Consider the following 16,660-nt stretch of genomic DNA (forward strand, 5'->3'; position numbering starts at 1 on the left):
GACGGTTTTCCTACCCGATGTTGGACAGTTTCAACAGGTGGCGCAGGTCGTTGAGCACATCCTTGCCTTTGACACTGGGGTCATAGCGCAGCACCAGATTGCCGTGCGGATCGATGATCCACAGCTGCGCGCCGCCATTGCCCTGCGCGCCCTGTGTGTACGCCGGCATGTCCATCGCATAACGCTGCAACTGCGGGTATTCACGTTGCAGCTTGGCCACATAGTCAGCGTCCAGCGGCTGCGCGCTTGCCAGCGCATGGGTGGCGCGGGAGGCATCGCGCCCCAGACCGATCTGAATCTGGCGTGCCAGGTACACCAATTGCTGACACGCAACGGTGCAGGTTTGCGGTGCGGTCACCAGCAACTGCCAGCGGTGCTCGTCCGTTTCAACACCCAATTGAGCCCGGGTCGGGCCGTTACCAATCAGTTCACCGTGATAACTGCGGCTTTCCGGCACCCAGAACTTGAGCGTGTACATCCCGGTGGCCAATACCATCGGACCGATGGTCAGCAACAGAATAAAGATCAACTGCAGCCGTCCTCGACGCCGCGTAGCCGGTGCTGCGTTGCGAGCCGTTTCAGACCGATTGATGGCCGTTCCCATGGCGCTTCTCCCGAGCGTTATGCCAACCGAGGTACCCATAAAGCCCGCACAACGCCAGCGCCATGGCGAACCATTGCACGGCATACGCGGTATGTTTTTCCGGCCCCATGCCCGTGGCGATCACCGGCCAGTCGGCTTGATACGCCGCAGGGCCGGGCGTAATACGCACTTCATCGTTAAAACCGATTCGACCCAGCTCATCCCACAATCTGGCCGGGAAGACCGCTGTCACCAGTCGCGGCCAATCACCTGTGGTCGGGTCGGCGCGCAACTGGAAGGGCGCGCCGGGGGATTCGTACACCCAGCCTTCGAGGTCCAATAACTGATCCGGGGTGCTGAACACGGGTGGCGTGCGCCGACTTGGCCATTCAATCCAGCCGCGATTAAGCAGCAGCCACTGGCCGCTGGCCTGATCCTGAAAGGGCTGCAGCAGCTCGACCCCGACCTTGCCGTCGCGCATACGGTTGTCCAGTAACACGCTGTGTTGCGCATCCAGATGGCCCCGCAATTGCACCCGGCGAAAGGCGGGGGCGCCGTCGCTCATCAACTGCCCGACAGCCACTGGCGCGGCAGCCCGGCGTTCGGCGTAATGGTCGAGCAGCACGCGCTTTTGCTCGGCACGTCCCAGCTGCCAAACGCCCAGAAACACCAGCACAGGCAATAACGCCAAGACCACCAACGTGGGTAAACGCCCGGGCGCAAAGGCGGCCATGGTCGGGGCGTCTACAGCACGTAGACAAACAGGAACAACGCCACCCACACAGCGTCCACAAAGTGCCAGTACCAACTCGCCGCCTGGAACCCGAACTGATGCTCGGCATTGAAATGCCCGCGCACGATACGCACCAACATCACCAACAGAATCAGGGTGCCGATGGTGACGTGGGCGCCATGGAAGCCGGTGAGCATAAAGAAGGTCGCGCCATACACACCCGAACCCAGCGTTAGCCCCAGCTCCTTATAGGCATGAATGTATTCCTCGGCCTGAAAGCCCAAGAAAGCGATGCCCAGCACCACAGTCAGCCCCAACCAGGCTTTCAAGGCACCGCGCTGGCCTTTGTTCAGCGCATGGTGAGCGAGGGTGAGGGTGACGCTGGAGCTGACCAGCAACACCGTATTGAGCAGCGGCAGGCCCCACGGGTTGATGATGTCTTTGGGCGCCGGGTAAAGCACCGGATCGGGGCTGTTCAGCAAGGGCCAGGCAAACTGAAAGTTGGGCCACAACATGTGTGCCAGCGCTTTGCTGCCTTCACCGCCCAGCCACGGGCCCGAAAAATGACGCACGTAAAACAGTGCGCCAAAAAACGCCGCGAAGAACATCACTTCCGAAAAGATGAACCACGTCATGCCCCAGCGAAACGAGCGATCGAGCTGCGGGCTGTACAGCCCGGCGCGGCTCTCTTTAATCACCGCACCGAACCAGCCCACCATCATGTAGGCCACCAGCAGGCTGCCGACGAAAAAGATCAGCGGACCATGGGATTCAGGGCGTGCGGCCTTGAGGTCGCTGAACCACGTGGCCAGCCCGCACACCGTGACCAGCAGGCCTACCGTGGCAATGATCGGCCACTTGCTCTGCGCCGGGACATAGTAGTGATCATGAGTTGCCATGGAGCGTTCTCCTTATCGGGCTGGCCTTTGAGCGTCATTGCCAGCAGCAGCAACGGGCGGATGGCGCGCGGTGATATCGAACAGCGTGTAGGCCAGCGTCAGATGCTTCACGTCCTTGGGCATGTCGCGGTCGACGATAAAACGCATGGGCATTTCGATGCGCTGTCCCGCTTGCAGCACTTGCTGGGTGAAACAGAAACATTCGGTCTTGTGGAAATACTGCGCCGCTTCAGCCGGGGAAATACTCGGCACCGCTTGGGCCGACATGGGGTGGTCAGAGGGGTTGGACGCCACAAATACCATCTCGTACACGCCGCCGGGGTTGACCACTAACTGATCGCCCTTGGGGTAAAACTCCCACACCATGCCCAGGTTGTTGGTGGCCAGAAACTGCACCCGCACCTGCCGCCCGGTGTCCACTACCTGCGCCCCCTCATACTGCCCGGCCGTCTTGCCGTTAATGCCGAAGGCTTTGCACATCACGTCATACAGCGGCACCAGGGCAAAGCCGAAGGCAAACATCACCACCACCATCAGCAACAGGCGCATAACCAGGCGCTTGATCGATGTTGAGTCAGCCATGAATCCTCCTGCTGCCTTAATATCCCTGGCCCTCTCCCTCCGTAAAGGGTCAGAACAAAGGGTTCACTTGATTTCAGGCGGCGTCGTAAAGGTGTGATACGGCGCGGGCGATGGCACGCTCCATTCCAGGCCTTCGGCGCCGTCCCACGGTTTGGCAGGCGCTTTCGGCCCGCCGCGAATGCATTTGATGACGATGAACAGGAACAGCAATTGGGTCGCGCCAAACATGAACCCACCGATCGACGACACCATGTTGAAGTCGGCAAATTGCAGGTTGTAGTCCGGAATCCGACGTGGCATACCGGCCAGTCCCACGAAATGCATCGGGAAAAATGTCAGGTTCATGCCCACGAAGGACAACCAAAAATGCAGCCGGCCAAGGGTTTCGTCGTACATATGCCCCGTCCACTTCGGCAACCAGTAATAGGTCGAGGCAAAAATGCCGAAAATTGCGCCCGGTACCAGCACATAGTGGAAGTGCGCCACCACAAAATAGGTGTCGTGGTACTGGAAGTCGGCCGGTGCAATGGCCAGCATCAACCCGGAAAACCCGCCGATGGTGAACAAAATCACAAACGCCACGGCAAACAGCATGGGCGTTTCAAACGTCAGCGAGCCTTGCCACATGGTGCTGGCCCAGTTGAAGACTTTGACCCCGGTTGGCACGGCGATCAGCAGCGTGGCGTACATGAAAAACAACTCGCCCACCAACGGAATGCCCACCACAAACATGTGGTGCGCCCACACGATAAAGGACAGGAAAGCGATGCTGGCCGTGGCGTACACCATTGAGGTGTAGCCGAACAGTGGCTTGCGCGAAAAGGTCGGGATGATGGCACTGATCGCGCCGAAAGCCGGCAGGATCATGATGTACACCTCGGGATGGCCGAAGAACCAGAACACATGCTGGAACAACACCGGATCGCCGCCGCCAGCCGCGCTGAAGAAGCTGGTGCCGAAGTGGATATCCATCAGCATCATGGTGACCACGCCCGCCAGCACCGGCATCACGGCAATCAGCAGGAAAGCAGTAATCAGCCAGGTCCAGACAAACAGCGGCATTTTCATCAGCGTCATGCCGGGCGCCCGCAGGTTGAGGATGGTGGCAATCACGTTGATTGCGCCCATGATCGAGCTGATGCCCATCAGATGGATGGCAAAGATGAAGTACGTCACGCTCTCGGGGGCATAAGTGGTGGACAAGGGGGCGTAGAAGGTCCAGCCAAAATTCGGCCCGCCCCCGGCCATGAACAAGGTCGATACCAGCATCAGAAACGCCGCCGGCAGCAGCCAGAAACTGAAGTTGTTCATGCGCGGCAAGGCCATGTCCGGCGCACCGATCATCAGCGGAATCATCCAGTTGGCCAGCCCCACAAACGCGGGCATCACCGCGCCAAACACCATGATCAGGCCGTGCATGGTGGTCATCTGGTTGAAGAACGCCGGCTCGACGATCTGCAAACCCGGCTGGAACAGTTCGGCACGGATAACCATGGCGAACGAGCCCCCGAGCAAGAACATGCAGAAGCTGAACCACAGATACAGGGTGCCGATGTCCTTGTGATTGGTGGTCAGTACCCAACGCATCAAGCCTTTGGCCGGGCCGTGAGCGTGGTCGTCGGCGTGCCCGTGGTCATCGATAACAGCACTCATGTCCTGACTCCTTGCGCACACATCAATGAGCGGCTCATTTGCCTTGCGCCTGTTTCAGCGCGAGCACGTCTTTGGGGGTGACCATGTCGCCCTTGTTGTTGCCCCACGCGTTGCGTTCGTATGTCACCACCGCCGCAATGTCGACTTCCGACAGTTGTTTGCCGAACGCGGCCATGGCCGTGCCAGGCTTGCCGAAATACACGCGATGCAAGTGGTCGGCGGCGGGGCCGGTGGCAATCGGGGAGCCCTTGAGCGCCGGGAACATCGGCGGCAGCCCTTGGCCTTCGGCCTGGTGACAGGCAACGCAAGCGGTGTGGTAGACCTTGTCACCCCGCGCGACCAACTCGTCGAGGGTCCAGTCCTTGCTGGTCAGCTCTTTGAGCTGCGCAGCCTGCGCCTTGCGTTCGGCCAACCAGGCGTCGTAGTCGGGTCGGGTTTTGACATCGACCACAATCGGCATGAAACCATGGTCCTTGCCGCACAGCTCGGCGCATTGACCGCGATAAAGGCCGGGCTTTTCGACGCGGGTCCAGGCCTCGTTGATAAACCCCGGAATCGCATCGCGCTTGACCGCAAACGCAGGCACCCACCATGAATGGATAACATCCGCAGAAGTCACCAGAAAGCGCACTTTGGCGCCAGTTGGCAGCACCAGCGGCTCATCGACTTCGAGCAGGTAATGCTCGTCCTTGGGGGCTTTGTTATGAATTTGATCGGCAGGGGTGGACAGGTTGCTGAAGTATTCGACGTCCTGGCCCAAGTACTTGTAATGCCACTTCCACTGATAGCCCGTGATCTGGATGTCGACATCCGAATCACTGCTGTCGTAGATATTGATCAGGGTTTTGGTGGCTGGCACCGCCATCGCCACGAGGATCAGAAAAGGCACGACCGTCCAGAGGATTTCGACCGTGGTGCTCTCGTGGAACTTGGCCGCTTGCTGGCCCGTGGAGCGCCGGTGAACGATCATCGACCAGAACATGGCACCAAATACAATGATGCCGATGACCACACAGATCCAGAAAATGGTCATGTGCAGGTTGAAGACCGCCTGGCTGACTTCAGTCGCGCCGGGGGTCATATTCACGGTCCAGGCGGCCTGCGCCGGATTGAAAACGGACCACAACAGCAGGCCCATCCATAGGTTTGGATGTCGCTTCATTGCGGGTTCCCCTTTATTTTTCTTGTTATTGCGCCGGTCTATACCTGCGTTACAAGGGGGCGGTTTTCAAACCAGTGAACCTTGACCGCCGAGCCTCGCCTGCTCAGGCAGTCGGGCATCATCAGAAAACGTTTACAAAATCGAGTATAGCCAGCACCTCGAACCCCGCAACGCGCTGACCGAAAACTGTAAAAAACTGACCCCAACGACAAATGGCACTCACTGCCCGATCGCAAAATGAATAACAATACGCGCCCTCTGAAAAAGGCCCTGTGATTCACGGGGCCATTTTTCAACGATATTCCCTGTCTAGTGTCTCCCTGGAGTTCCCATGAACACCGCCGCCATCCGCGAGCAGATCTTGTGTGCCCAAGAACATGAGGCCGATACGGGCCTGCTCGCTCGCCAACTGGAAACCAAACTGCCGCACCTTCACGCGACCATTCATGTGCCCGAGGTCGATAAAAGTGCAGTGATGACGCGCTTTGTCAGCGCCTACATCGATCAAGTGCCTGACTTGCTGGAAGCGGCCAATGAAGTCGCGCGCGAAGCGGGCATCGAGTCGCAGATCAAGCCGGTACTGAAAATTGCCGAACAGTTTTTCGTTCAGCCGCCAGCACTGATGAAGGAACACGTCGGTCTGGAAGGTTTGCTGGATGAAGCGTATTTGGCGCACCGCCTGGTGGAAGAGGTCAACGACCTCTATATCAAGCACTTCAAGCAGCCGCTGATCCCGCTGGACACCACGGTGGCCAACCTGATCGCGCATCAATTGATCGGTGAGAGTTTTGCCAATCAATTGGATGAAGTCGTGCATCACGCGCTTGACCGCATGCTGGACGACGAGTGTTTCGCGCTGGAATCGGTGGAAGCCTACCGCGACAAACTCACCAGCCCGGACACCGGTGCCGCCTGGAAGCGCTGGCCGTGCCTGTCCAAACAGTTGGGTGTCGGTTTGAATTTGTAAGCTTGCACGTGTCGCACGGGCTCAATGACGTGCGACGGCTGCGCCGCCGAATCAGCCTCGCGCTGCCCGGCGGCGACTACCGGCCTGGTTTAGAAACGCGCCTTGGGCGTTGCACTCGGGATCGGGTTGGTCCCGTCGAGTGGCAGGAAAGCGCCTTTATCTGCGTCATACGCCTTGATCTGGCTGGTTTCGATGTCATACACCCAGCCATGAATGAACAAATGCCCGCTGGCCATGCGCGAAGCCACTGACGGGTGGGTGCGCAAATGCTGCAACTGAGCGATGACGTTTTCTTCGGTCAGTACGTGCATGCTTTCGGCTTCATTGGCGCAGTTGCAGTTGTCCTGCACCATGGTTTTGGCCACTTCTACGTGGTGCAGCCAGGCGCGAACCGTCGGCATTTTTTTCAAGCTGGCCGGGTTCAGCACAGCGCGCATTGCGCCACAGTCCGAGTGGCCGCAAATGATGATGTGCTGCACGCCCAAGGCCAGTACGGCGTATTCAATGGCGGTTGAAACACCACCGTTCATCTGACCGTACGGTGGAACTACGTTGCCAACGTTACGGGTCACAAACAGATCACCCGGCGCACTTTGGGTAATCAACTCAGGCACGATGCGCGAATCCGCACAGGCAATGAACATTGCCCGTGGTCGTTGCGCAGTGGCGAGTTTTTTAAAAAAGGCTTCTTGTTCAGGGAAGATTTCGTGATGGAAATGTAAAAAACCATCAACGATATGGTGCAACGCTGCGTCGGCACTTTCAGCGTGTGAAGGGCCAGTGGCCGAAGCAGCAGGCTGCGGTTTTTGTTTATCACTCATCGCGTATTCCCCAAGGCAAAGTGGCACCGGATGTTACCTGAACTCAAATCGGGGCTCTACGCTAAACCTGCGTATGGCCCGGACAGGTGCGGGTCATTGCTCCAGCACTTTGGCCGCGTCATCGAGTTCAAGTTCACTGAACACCTTCACGCCAGCCTGGCTCAGCAGCGCGGCCGTCACGCCCTGGCCTGCCACTTTAGTTGCGCTGAAACTGCCATCGTAGGTTAGCCGGTTGCCGCATGAAGGGCTGTTGGCCTTGAGAATAGCGACGCGAATACCGTGTTTCTCAACCAACGCCAGCGCTTGCCGGGCGCCAGAAACAAACGCCTCGGTGACATCTTCACCGTCTGTCGTTATGACCGGGACCTTACCGCTGAGGACTTCACTGCCTTGGCCACCCGGAATCTCGGCCGCAGCGCGCGGCGTGGGCAAGCCACCCGCAACCTCAGGGCAGAGTGCAATCACCCGGCCTTCAGCTTGCCACTGCATCAGTTGCGGGTACGGGCCGCTTGCACCTGCGTCATACCGCACGCGATGCCCCAACAAGCAGCGGCTGACCAGCACTTTTGGCTTCACAGCACGATCTCCGTGGGACGGCGCCGGAACCAGCCCGTCAACGACAAGCGGTCACGGGTTGCGGGCATGACTTCATGGGGGATTTCCCCCGAAAGGAACACCACCAGGCAGCCGCCCGTCGGCAGCACATCGTATTCGCCGCGGTCATTGAGGTACATGCGCAAGTGCCCACCATGTTCGGGCAACCATGCCTGATTGAGGTACACCACTGCCGACACCATACGTCGGTCGTCGTCGCGAAAGCGGTCCAGGTGCTTGAGGTAAAACGCGCCCGGCGGGTACATCGCGAAGTGGCTTTCGAAGTCCTCCAGGCCCAAAAAAAGCCTGCGGTTCATAGCGACTCGCAGGCTTTCCATCAAGCCAAGATAACTGTCACAGGCCAGCGCCTCTCCGGGCTCCAGCCATTGAATGTGGTCCCCGCGGATCCCCTCGCGGACTTCCTGGTTCAGCCCGCGCCCCACCGCAGCAGGGGTCAGTTCACCCTCAGCCGAACGTTTACGGCACTCAGCCGCCAGCTCAAGGGTCAAAGCCTCGGGCAGGAAGATATTTTGCTGTGACCATCCCTGTGCGTACAGGTCGTCGACAATGCGCAGTAACAGCGGGTGATCAGAGGATATTTGCATGGCGCGCATAGTATCCATACGTCTCAAAATCTGACAGAGCCATATAGCGGTGTTCCACGAAAAAATACCGCTCGCCCTTTAAAAGCCCTTTGGACTAGACGAATTCTCGACAAGTCCTACGCCACACCCGGACAATAGCGACTTGTTGACAGGAGTCCTTCATGCGCCGCTTGGTTTTATCGTTGCTTATTTTTTGTTCATTACCCGCATGGTCAGACAGCCTGGATGATTTGTACAAGGTCGCTGGCTGGTCGGATCAACGTGCGCATTTCAATGACGCGCTGACGGCTGCCCAAGAGCGCTATCGCAGCAATTTGCCGCCCGCTGTGTATCAAGCACTGGTCAACAACAGCAGCCAGCGTTTCGACCCGCAAGCCATGGACGCGCGCGCCAAGGATCAGATGCGCAAAAACCTGACCGATCCAGCCCCCGCACTGGCTTTTTTCCAGTCCGGGTTGGGGCGCAAGATTGTCGCGGCCGAACTGCTGGCCACGCGTCGCGATCAATTGGCACAGCATGCCCAAGGTTTGCCCCGTATTGAAGCCAGCGCCACCCGCCAATTGCTGATTAACCATCTGTCCAACGCCTTGCCTGCCCGCGAAGCAGGGGCAGAAGTCAGCCTCGCGATTGCCGGTGTGGCGGCTGACAGCCTGAGTTCGATGATCCCGGGACTGCTCGGCGGCGGTCAGGCCCAGGGCATGCTCAACGGACAGCGCCAGCGGTTGATGGAACAGATCGGCGGCGAGTTGGATAACACGTTGCTCTACGTTTATCGCGACTTGTCCGACCCCGAACTGGAAGAATTCGTCACCTTTGCTGAGTCGCCTGAAGGCAAAGCGTATTACCAGGCCGCCCTGAGCGCAGTGCGTGCGGGATTGGCGGTCGGGCAGAGCACCTCAAGCCTGGCGCCGTGAGCTTACGGTCGACGCGTCGAAGTGCCGATCCAGAAACGCGAAATACCGCTCGCGTATTTCATCCGTTTCATTGGCCAAGTGATGGCGAGCGCCGGGTAGCAGCAACAGGTGCGGCTGCTGGAATTTGCTGTTGAGCACCTGCACGTTATGTCGCCAATCCACGGTTTTATCAGCGTCGCCCTGAATGATCAGCGGCTGACGCGCACAGGGCGGTGCGCTTTCAATGCGCGGGATCCAGCGGGCCAGCGCACCGACCCAAGCGGTAGGCAAACGCAGCGGCTGCAACGGGTCAGCCTGCAAGAACGGCATGAAATCGAGGTTGTTGGTGTTTTCGCTGAAACGCCGGGCAATACCTTTGACGAATGGCCGCAGCAGGTAATAGCTGAATTTTGACCAATGCCAGTCCTTGGGCCGCACCAGCGGTGCCATCAATATCACCTGCCCTTGCGCCGGGCTGCTGTCGCCCTGACGCAGCAAATGATCCACCACGATCGCGCCACCGGTGCTTTGCCCGTACAAGTGCCACGGCTGGGGCAGCGACAGTGACTGCGCCTCAATGAACAAGCCCTGCAAGGCTTCCTGATACTGATAAAAATCGCCAATGCTGGCCCGCTCGCCACTGGACAGGCCGTGCCCCGGCAAGTCGCAGGCAATCACCACAAAACCCCGGTCCAATCCCCATTCAATGACGTGACGGTACAACCCCATGTGGTCGTAAAAACCGTGTATCACAAACAGCGTGCCCACCGGCGTCGCCTCGGGCCACCACACTTGGCTGACCAGATCGTAGCCCGCGGCGCTGTAGCGCCCCAATTGACGCTTCACGGGGATGGCGCGATGGGGGAAGTCCAGCCCGTAAAAGCGCTGATACGCCAGTCCTTCTCTCGATATCGGGCCATCTGCGGCCAAGGGCTGCAAACTGGCGCGCAAGGTATCGGGGGAAAACGGGGCAGGCATAAGGGGTTCCAGGCAGGGCGCGTGTGCGCAAAACAGGCTTTATAGACCGTCGATATTCATCTGTCAGGTCAAGCATGGCAAGCTACGCGGCCTTCGAGGACCTAATTTCATGCCCGTGCCCACTTTCAAGACCCTGCTTGCCTGCGTGCTGACCCTTGTTTGCGCGGGCGGGTTATGGGCCGCTTATGACTGGTTTCAGGGACAGTACATTCGTCCCTTCAGCGATCAGACCGCGCTGTTCGCCGGGGATGTGTTGAGCCTGCCCGCCGAGCTGTCCGGGCCGGGGCCCATCCGCGTGGTGCATTTCTGGGACCCGGCGTGCCCGTGCAATGTCGGCAACCAGCAACACCTGAGCGAACTGTTAGCGCATTACGTGCCACTGGGCATCGCGTTCTATTCGGTGCAAAAGTCAGGCACGCAAGGCCAATTGCCCGACAGCCTCGGCGCGATCAAACCCCTCGCCCGACTGCCCGGCGCCGAACACGTGAGCGCCAGCCCTGCCGTCGCTATCTGGGACCACAGTGGTCAGCTGGCGTACTTCGGCCCCTACAGCGAAGGGGCAACGTGCAACGCCAGCAACAGTTTTATCGAGCCGATCCTGCAAGCGCTGAGCGCCGGGCGCCCGGTCAAAGCCACTCACACCATGGCCGTGGGCTGTTATTGCCCGTGGCAGGCCGATCTCGTCGCGCCGTGATGGCGTTTTAACGAACAGGAGTTCACCCATGAAACGCCGTTTGACCGTTATTGCCCTCATCGTCGCCGCCGTGGCCGGGGGTGGTATCTGGTACGTGCAGAGCAAATTGCCCACGCGTCAGGGGCAGGTTGAACTGCCCACACTGCAAGAGCCCGTCAACGTGCGGTACGACGAACGCGGCGTGCCGCATATTCGCGCGGGCAATCAGCTCGATATGTACCGGGCGCTAGGGTATGTGCAGGCACAGGATCGCCTGTTCCAGATGGAAATCATGCGCCGTCTGGCCCGGGGTGAGCTGGCCGAAGTGCTGGGTCCCAAATTGGTGGACACCGACAAGCTGTTTCGCAGCTTGCGCATTCGTGAGCGAGCGGCCAGTTATGTCAGTGAACTGGACCCGCAATCCCCTGCGTGGCTGGCACTGCAAGCGTATCTGGACGGCATCAATCACTATCAGGCCACCCACGCTAAACCCGTGGAGTTCGACGTGCTGGGCATCACCCCGCGCGCGTTTACCGCCGAAGACACCCTCAGTGTCGCCGGCTACATGGCCTACAGCTTTGCCGCCGCCTTTCGTACCGAGCCCCTGCTGACCTATGTGCGCGATCAATTGAGCAGCGATTATCTGAAGGTCTTTGACCTCGACTGGCAACCCAAAGGGGTTTTGCCCCCGGCCCTGGCAGCGAATGACTGGAAGACCCTCGGTGCACTGGCGCAGCTCAGCGACAGCGCCTTGAGTCAGGCCGGGTTGCCGCAATTTGAAGGCAGCAATGCCTGGGTCGTGTCAGGCAGACGCACACAAAGCGGTAAGCCGCTGCTGGCAGGCGATCCGCACATTCGTTTTTCAGTGCCGTCTGTGTGGTATGAAGCGCAGCTGTCGGCCCCGGATTTCGACCTGTACGGCTATCACCAGGCGCTGGTGCCGTTCGCGTTTCTGGGCAACAACCGTGCGTTCGGCTGGAGCCTGACGATGTTCCAGAACGATGACCTGGACTTGATCGCCGAAAAGACTAACCCCGCCAACCCGAATCAGGTCTGGTATCAGGGCCAATGGGTCGACATGACCCGAACCGAACAGGAAATTGCCGTCAAGGGCCAAGCCCCTGTGACGCTGGTGCTGCGCCAGTCGCCTCACGGGCCGATCATCAACGATGTATTGGGCGACATCGCAGGCAATACGCCCATCGCCATGTGGTGGGGCTTTCTGGAAACCAAAAACCCGATTCTGGAAGGTTTTTACCAGCTCAACCGCGCCGACACAGTCAGCAAAGCGCGCAAGGCAGCGACATACATCCACGCGCCGGGGCTCAATGTGGTGTGGACCAATGCCAAAGGCGACATCGGCTGGTGGGCCGCCGCACAACTGCCCAAACGCCCGGCTGGGGTGAACCCGGCGTTCATTCTGGACGGCAGCACTTCGCAGGCCGATAAGCCCGGCTTTTACCCGTTCAGCGCCAACCCGCAGGAAGTGAACCCGCCACGCGGCTATATCGTGTCGGCCAACTTCCAGCCGGTGTCGCCCGCCGGCATTGAGATTGCGGGCTATTACAACCTGGCCGACCGCGGCCAGCAGCTCAATCGACAGCTAAGCGCCCCCGGCGTGAAGTGGAACCTGAAAAACAGTCAGGCACTGCAACTGGGCACCATCACAGGTTATGGGCAGCGTGTGCTCAAACCACTGCTGCCTGTACTGCGCAAGGTGGTGAGCGACCCGGCCGAGCTCAAGCTGGTGGAGCAACTGGCCCAGTGGCAGGGCGATTACCCGCTGGAATCGACCAGTGCAACGCTGTTCAATCAATTGCTGTTCAGCCTGGCCGATGCCGCGATGCAAGATGAGTTGGGCGATGCGTTCTTCGACATGCTGCTGACCACCCGATTGGTGGATGAGGCGCTACCTCGCCTGGTTGCCACTCCAAAATCGCCGTGGTGGGACAACCGCCACACACTGGCGCAAGAGTCGCGGGCCGACACGGTGCTGGTCGCGTGGCGAAACAGCATCACTCAGCTCAAGGCAACCTTGGGGGACGATCCCGCGCACTGGCAGTGGGGACGGGCGCATACCCTGACCCACGAGCACCCGCTGGGCAAACAGAAGCCGCTGGACTGGCTGTTCAACGTCGGCCCGTTCGACGCGCCGGGAAGCCATGAAGTGCCCAATAACCTGTCGGCCAAACTCGGGCCGGCGCCGTGGCCGGTGAGTTACGGCCCGTCCACCCGGCGTTTGATCGACTTTGCAGACCCCACCCATACCCTGACCATCAACCCGGTGGGTCAGAGCGGAGTGCCGTTCGATAAGCACTACAAGGATCAGGCGCAAAGCTTCATTGAAGGCCAGTACGACAAACCGTACCTGGAAGAGGCCGATGTGCAGCTCAACACCCGTAGCACCTTGCGTTTGATGCCCAAACTGTAGGGACGGGCCTGCACAGGGTCAGGCCAGTGCGTAGTTGAGGACGATGCCGACGAAGATCGCCAACCCTGCCCAGTGATTGTGCAGGAAGGCTTTGAAACAGCGCTGCGGATCGCGGTCGCGGGTGTACCAGAACTCCCACACGAAGCAGCCCGCAGCCACCAGCAGGCCCAGGTGGAACCAGCCGCCCAGATCAAAGTGCGTGCCGGCCAGCAACAAGCAACCCAGCGCCAGGCCCTGCAGGCTGAGGTTGATCACGCGATCGGCATCACCGAACAGGATGGCGGTGGATTTGACGCCGATTTTCAAGTCGTCTTCGCGGTCAGTCATGGCGTAGTAGGTGTCATAGGCCACGGTCCAGAGCAGGTTAGCGATGTACAGCAGCCATGCCGCTGCGGGCAGGCTGCCGGTTTCGGCGGTGAACGCCATCGGCATTCCCCACGAGAAGGCAGCGCCCAGCACCACTTGCGGGTAATAGGTGTAGCGCTTCATGAATGGGTAACTGGCTGCCAACGCCAGGCCCCCGAAAGACAGCCAAATGGTGGGCGCATTGGTGCACAGCACCAGCAGGAAACTGATCCCCATCAGCAGGGCAAAAAATACCAATGCTTCTTTACTGCTGATTTTTCCGCTCACCAAAGGGCGTTGTTCAGTGCGCTTGACGTGGCCGTCGACCTTGCGGTCCGCAAAATCGTTAATCACACAGCCTCCGGCACGGGTCAGGATGACGCCGAAGACGAAGATCAGCAGGTTGCTTAGCGAAGGCACACCTTTAGCCGCAATCCACAGCGCCCACAGGGTTGGCCACAGCAGCAGATAAATGCCGATAGGCTTGTCCATGCGTGTCAGCTGGATGAAGTCCCATGCGCGGGGGTTCAGGCGATTAAGTGATTTGAGCAAACGCACGTACATCAGTTGTTCTCCGGCCGGGCACACACAGCAGCCCACAGGTTGGGTAAAAACACTTCAGCCACCAGCACGCTCAACGACCCGCGCACAAAGCGTGAGCGCCGCCCCCACAGGTTGTCGGCCCGGTCAGCGTCCGGCAGCCAGTCCCGCGGGTAACGGCACACCTGCAACGGGCCTCGCTCGAACGCCTGATCGCTGAACAACAACTCGCCCAGCGAACGCGTACCCAGCGCGTCCATATTCAAACCACCCGCTTCAAGCGCGGACTTGGAAGCCACACTGCGGGCAAACACCCACGGCAGGTGATACCCGCGCAAATACACTTCGCGCACCCAACCCAGGCTGGCAGCCGGCAGCCCCAGTGCGCGGCATTCGTCCTCGCGCAGGGTTTGCCACCCTTCATACAGCGGCAACACACTGAAGTGGTTATTCGACAGCGCGGTGAGGCGGCGGGTCAGGGAGCCTTCATCGAACAACCAGTCGAGGGTGAGGGCGTCGGGCAGGGCGCCGAGCTGGCTTTGTTCACGCCAGACGGGGGAGATCAACGGGGAAGTCATGTGCGGCACAGTCGGTCATAATTGGCAGCCATTGAGGGCGCCGAGCTTATCACGCTGCCCCATGCCTGAGCGCTTGAGTACCGATTGGCAGCAAACAGGCTTGCATCTGCCGCGTTCGATCAGTACAAAACGCCCTGATTTCACCAAGCACCACGCGCCGTTCTTAAAAAACCGTGGGCTTGCCAAAGCCTGAACCCAAGGAAATACCCATGAAAAAGTGGCAATGCATTGTCTGTGGACTGATTTATAACGAAGCCGACGGCTGGCCGGATGACGGCATCGCCCCCGGCACGCTGTGGCAGGACGTGCCTGAAGACTGGCTATGCCCGGACTGCGGCGTCGGCAAGATGGATTTCGAAATGATCGAAATCAACTAAACACTTTTGAGTTTCACCCCTATGGAGAATGGAATGAACGCACCTGTCGTGATCGTGGGCACCGGGCTGGCCGGCTACAACCTGGCCCGTGAGTTTCGCAAACTGGACAGCGAAACGCCGCTGTTGTTAATCACGGCCGATGACGGGCGTTCCTACTCCAAACCCATGCTCTCCACCGGCTTTGGCAAAAACAAGGAAGCCGACGGCCTGAGCATGGCCACGCCGGGCGCGATGGCCGAGCAACTCAAAGCCGAAGTGCGCACCCACACGCGCATCAGCGGCATCGATCCCGGCCATAAACAATTGTGGATCGGCGAAGAAGCCGTCCCGTATCGCGACCTGATTTTGGCGTGGGGCGCGCAGACGGTGCAGGTGCCGGTGGAAGGCGACGCTCAGGACGCGATTTTTCCGATCAACGACCTGGAAGACTACGCACGGTTTCGCGCAGCGGCTGCGGGCAAGCGCCGTGTGCTGATATTGGGCGCAGGTTTGATTGGCTGCGAATTCGCCAATGACCTGATCGCTGGCGGCTATGACGTGGAGCTGGTTGCCCCGTGCGAACAGATCATGCCCACCCTGCTGCACCCGGCCGCCGCGACAGCGGTGCAATCGGCCCTTGAAGGGCTCGGCGCACGTTTCCATCTCGGGCCGGTGCTGACCCGTCTGCAACGGACGCAGGAGGGGCTACAAGCGCATCTGTCGGACGGAAGCGTCATCCCGTGCGACGTAGTGGTGTCCGCCATTGGTTTGCGACCACGCATCGACGTGGCCGCTGCTGCCGGGATCCGTGTCAATCGCGGGATCGAAGTGGATCGCCTGCTGAAAACCTCCCACGCCAACATTTTCGCGCTCGGGGACTGCGCCGAGGTGGAAGGGCTGAGCTTGCTGTACGTAATGCCTTTGATGAGCTGCGCCCGCGCGCTCGCGCAAACGCTGGCGGGCAACCCGACGGCTGTCAGCTATGGCGCGATGCCGATCACGGTCAAAACGCCAGTGTGCCCCTTGGTCGTATCACCCGTCCCTCGAGGCCACGAAGGGGTTTGGTCCGTTGAAGGCGCTGGCGCCGATATCAAAGCGCTGTGCCGCGATGCTGATGGCAAATTGCTGGGTTATGCACTGACGGGTGAAGCCGTCCGCGAGAAATTGGCGCTTAACAAAGAGCTGCCTGCACTTTTGGCGTAAATGCTGCGAATTCTGTCGTATATGCCTTTGCCTTAAGGCAACAAAGGCCGGATCGATGCTGGCG

Annotated in this window: 18 protein-coding genes; 6 read left to right on the top strand and 12 right to left on the bottom strand. The window is 59.7% G+C overall.

Going from position 1 to position 16,660, the window contains the following annotated elements; genetic code table 11:
• Positions 1-10 precede the first annotated feature (10 nt).
• The 6 genes from CJF39_RS01200 to coxB all read right to left on the bottom strand — a co-directional run bounded on the left by CJF39_RS01200 (position 11) and on the right by coxB (position 5,612).
• Positions 11-604: a hypothetical protein gene (locus CJF39_RS01200; protein ID WP_094991784.1), complete on the bottom strand. Its 594-nt coding sequence runs from the start codon at positions 602-604 to the stop codon at positions 11-13.
• Positions 579-1,316 (bottom strand): SURF1 family protein, encoded by a 738-nt coding sequence (locus tag CJF39_RS01205; RefSeq protein ID WP_094991785.1) that lies wholly within the window; start codon positions 1,314-1,316, stop codon positions 579-581. Before CJF39_RS01205 ends, CJF39_RS01200 begins: the two co-directional genes overlap by 26 nt.
• A gap of 11 nt (positions 1,317-1,327) precedes the next feature.
• The gene (locus CJF39_RS01210) at positions 1,328-2,215 is read right to left on the bottom strand and encodes a cytochrome c oxidase subunit 3 (RefSeq protein ID WP_094991786.1); all 888 of its coding nucleotides are present in this window, start codon (positions 2,213-2,215) and stop codon (positions 1,328-1,330) included.
• A 12-nt stretch (positions 2,216-2,227) separates the two neighbouring features.
• Entirely contained in the window at positions 2,228-2,797 is a 570-nt protein-coding gene (locus CJF39_RS01215) for a cytochrome c oxidase assembly protein (protein ID WP_047278694.1), read from the bottom strand.
• 63 nt (positions 2,798-2,860) lie between these two features.
• Positions 2,861-4,450 carry a cytochrome c oxidase subunit I gene (ctaD, locus tag CJF39_RS01220; RefSeq protein ID WP_094991787.1) on the bottom strand — a complete coding sequence of 530 codons (1,590 nt, stop codon included), beginning with the start codon at positions 4,448-4,450 and terminating at the stop codon, positions 2,861-2,863.
• 34 nt (positions 4,451-4,484) lie between these two features.
• Positions 4,485-5,612: a cytochrome c oxidase subunit II gene (coxB, locus tag CJF39_RS01225; RefSeq protein WP_094991788.1), complete on the bottom strand. Its 1,128-nt coding sequence runs from the start codon at positions 5,610-5,612 to the stop codon at positions 4,485-4,487.
• 331 nt (positions 5,613-5,943) lie between these two features.
• On the opposite strand from coxB, the gene CJF39_RS01230 reads away from it, so the two are divergent.
• Positions 5,944-6,579, top strand: a complete 636-nt coding sequence (locus CJF39_RS01230) for a hypothetical protein (protein ID WP_094991789.1) — start codon at positions 5,944-5,946, stop codon at positions 6,577-6,579.
• 89 nt (positions 6,580-6,668) lie between these two features.
• On the opposite strand, the gene CJF39_RS01235 is transcribed toward CJF39_RS01230, so the two are convergent.
• The 3 genes from CJF39_RS01235 to CJF39_RS01245 all read right to left on the bottom strand — a co-directional run bounded on the left by CJF39_RS01235 (position 6,669) and on the right by CJF39_RS01245 (position 8,617).
• Positions 6,669-7,400 (bottom strand): carbonic anhydrase, encoded by a 732-nt coding sequence (locus tag CJF39_RS01235; protein ID WP_094991790.1) that lies wholly within the window; start codon positions 7,398-7,400, stop codon positions 6,669-6,671.
• A gap of 93 nt (positions 7,401-7,493) precedes the next feature.
• A complete protein-coding gene (locus CJF39_RS01240) occupies positions 7,494-7,976 on the bottom strand; it encodes a DUF523 domain-containing protein (RefSeq protein WP_094991791.1) in 483 nt (160 codons plus the stop codon).
• Entirely contained in the window at positions 7,973-8,617 is a 645-nt protein-coding gene (locus tag CJF39_RS01245) for a 2OG-Fe(II) oxygenase (RefSeq protein ID WP_169962344.1), read from the bottom strand. Before CJF39_RS01245 ends, CJF39_RS01240 begins: the two co-directional genes overlap by 4 nt.
• Positions 8,618-8,760: 143 nt before the next feature.
• Between CJF39_RS01245 and CJF39_RS01250 the strand changes: the two genes are divergently transcribed.
• Positions 8,761-9,513 carry a DUF2059 domain-containing protein gene (locus tag CJF39_RS01250; RefSeq protein WP_094991793.1) on the top strand — a complete coding sequence of 251 codons (753 nt, stop codon included), beginning with the start codon at positions 8,761-8,763 and terminating at the stop codon, positions 9,511-9,513.
• On the opposite strand, the gene CJF39_RS01255 is transcribed toward CJF39_RS01250, so the two are convergent.
• On the bottom strand, positions 9,496-10,470 hold the full coding sequence (locus tag CJF39_RS01255) for an alpha/beta hydrolase (protein ID WP_094991794.1): 975 nt from the start codon (positions 10,468-10,470) through the stop codon (positions 9,496-9,498). The two genes, CJF39_RS01250 and CJF39_RS01255, sit on opposite strands and share 18 nt — an antisense overlap.
• A 109-nt stretch (positions 10,471-10,579) precedes the next feature.
• On the opposite strand from CJF39_RS01255, the gene CJF39_RS01260 reads away from it, so the two are divergent.
• Both CJF39_RS01260 and CJF39_RS01265 read left to right on the top strand, forming a co-directional pair.
• Positions 10,580-11,164: a DUF6436 domain-containing protein gene (locus CJF39_RS01260; RefSeq protein WP_094991795.1), complete on the top strand. Its 585-nt coding sequence runs from the start codon at positions 10,580-10,582 to the stop codon at positions 11,162-11,164.
• A gap of 28 nt (positions 11,165-11,192) precedes the next feature.
• Positions 11,193-13,574 carry a penicillin acylase family protein gene (locus CJF39_RS01265; protein WP_094991796.1) on the top strand — a complete coding sequence of 794 codons (2,382 nt, stop codon included), beginning with the start codon at positions 11,193-11,195 and terminating at the stop codon, positions 13,572-13,574.
• A gap of 18 nt (positions 13,575-13,592) precedes the next feature.
• Here the strand turns inward: CJF39_RS01265 and ubiA are convergent, their stop codons facing one another.
• A complete protein-coding gene (gene ubiA, locus CJF39_RS01270; protein ID WP_094991797.1) occupies positions 13,593-14,483 on the bottom strand; it encodes a 4-hydroxybenzoate octaprenyltransferase in 891 nt (296 codons plus the stop codon).
• Positions 14,483-15,037, bottom strand: coding sequence for a chorismate--pyruvate lyase family protein (locus tag CJF39_RS01275; RefSeq protein ID WP_094991798.1), 555 nt, complete (start codon positions 15,035-15,037; stop codon positions 14,483-14,485). Before CJF39_RS01275 ends, ubiA begins: the two co-directional genes overlap by 1 nt.
• A 209-nt stretch (positions 15,038-15,246) precedes the next feature.
• Between CJF39_RS01275 and CJF39_RS01280 the strand changes: the two genes are divergently transcribed.
• Both CJF39_RS01280 and CJF39_RS01285 read left to right on the top strand, forming a co-directional pair.
• Complete coding sequence (locus CJF39_RS01280; RefSeq protein ID WP_003437744.1) at positions 15,247-15,414, top strand: rubredoxin; 168 nt, start codon at positions 15,247-15,249, stop codon at positions 15,412-15,414.
• Positions 15,415-15,447: 33 nt separating this feature from the next.
• A complete protein-coding gene (locus CJF39_RS01285) occupies positions 15,448-16,596 on the top strand; it encodes an NAD(P)/FAD-dependent oxidoreductase (protein ID WP_094991799.1) in 1,149 nt (382 codons plus the stop codon).
• The last annotated feature ends 64 nt before the right edge of the window (positions 16,597-16,660 follow it).

Origin of the sequence: Pseudomonas lundensis, from assembly GCF_002269125.1 — a bacterium.
Taxonomy (GTDB): Bacteria; Pseudomonadota; Gammaproteobacteria; order Pseudomonadales; family Pseudomonadaceae; genus Aquipseudomonas; species Aquipseudomonas lundensis_A.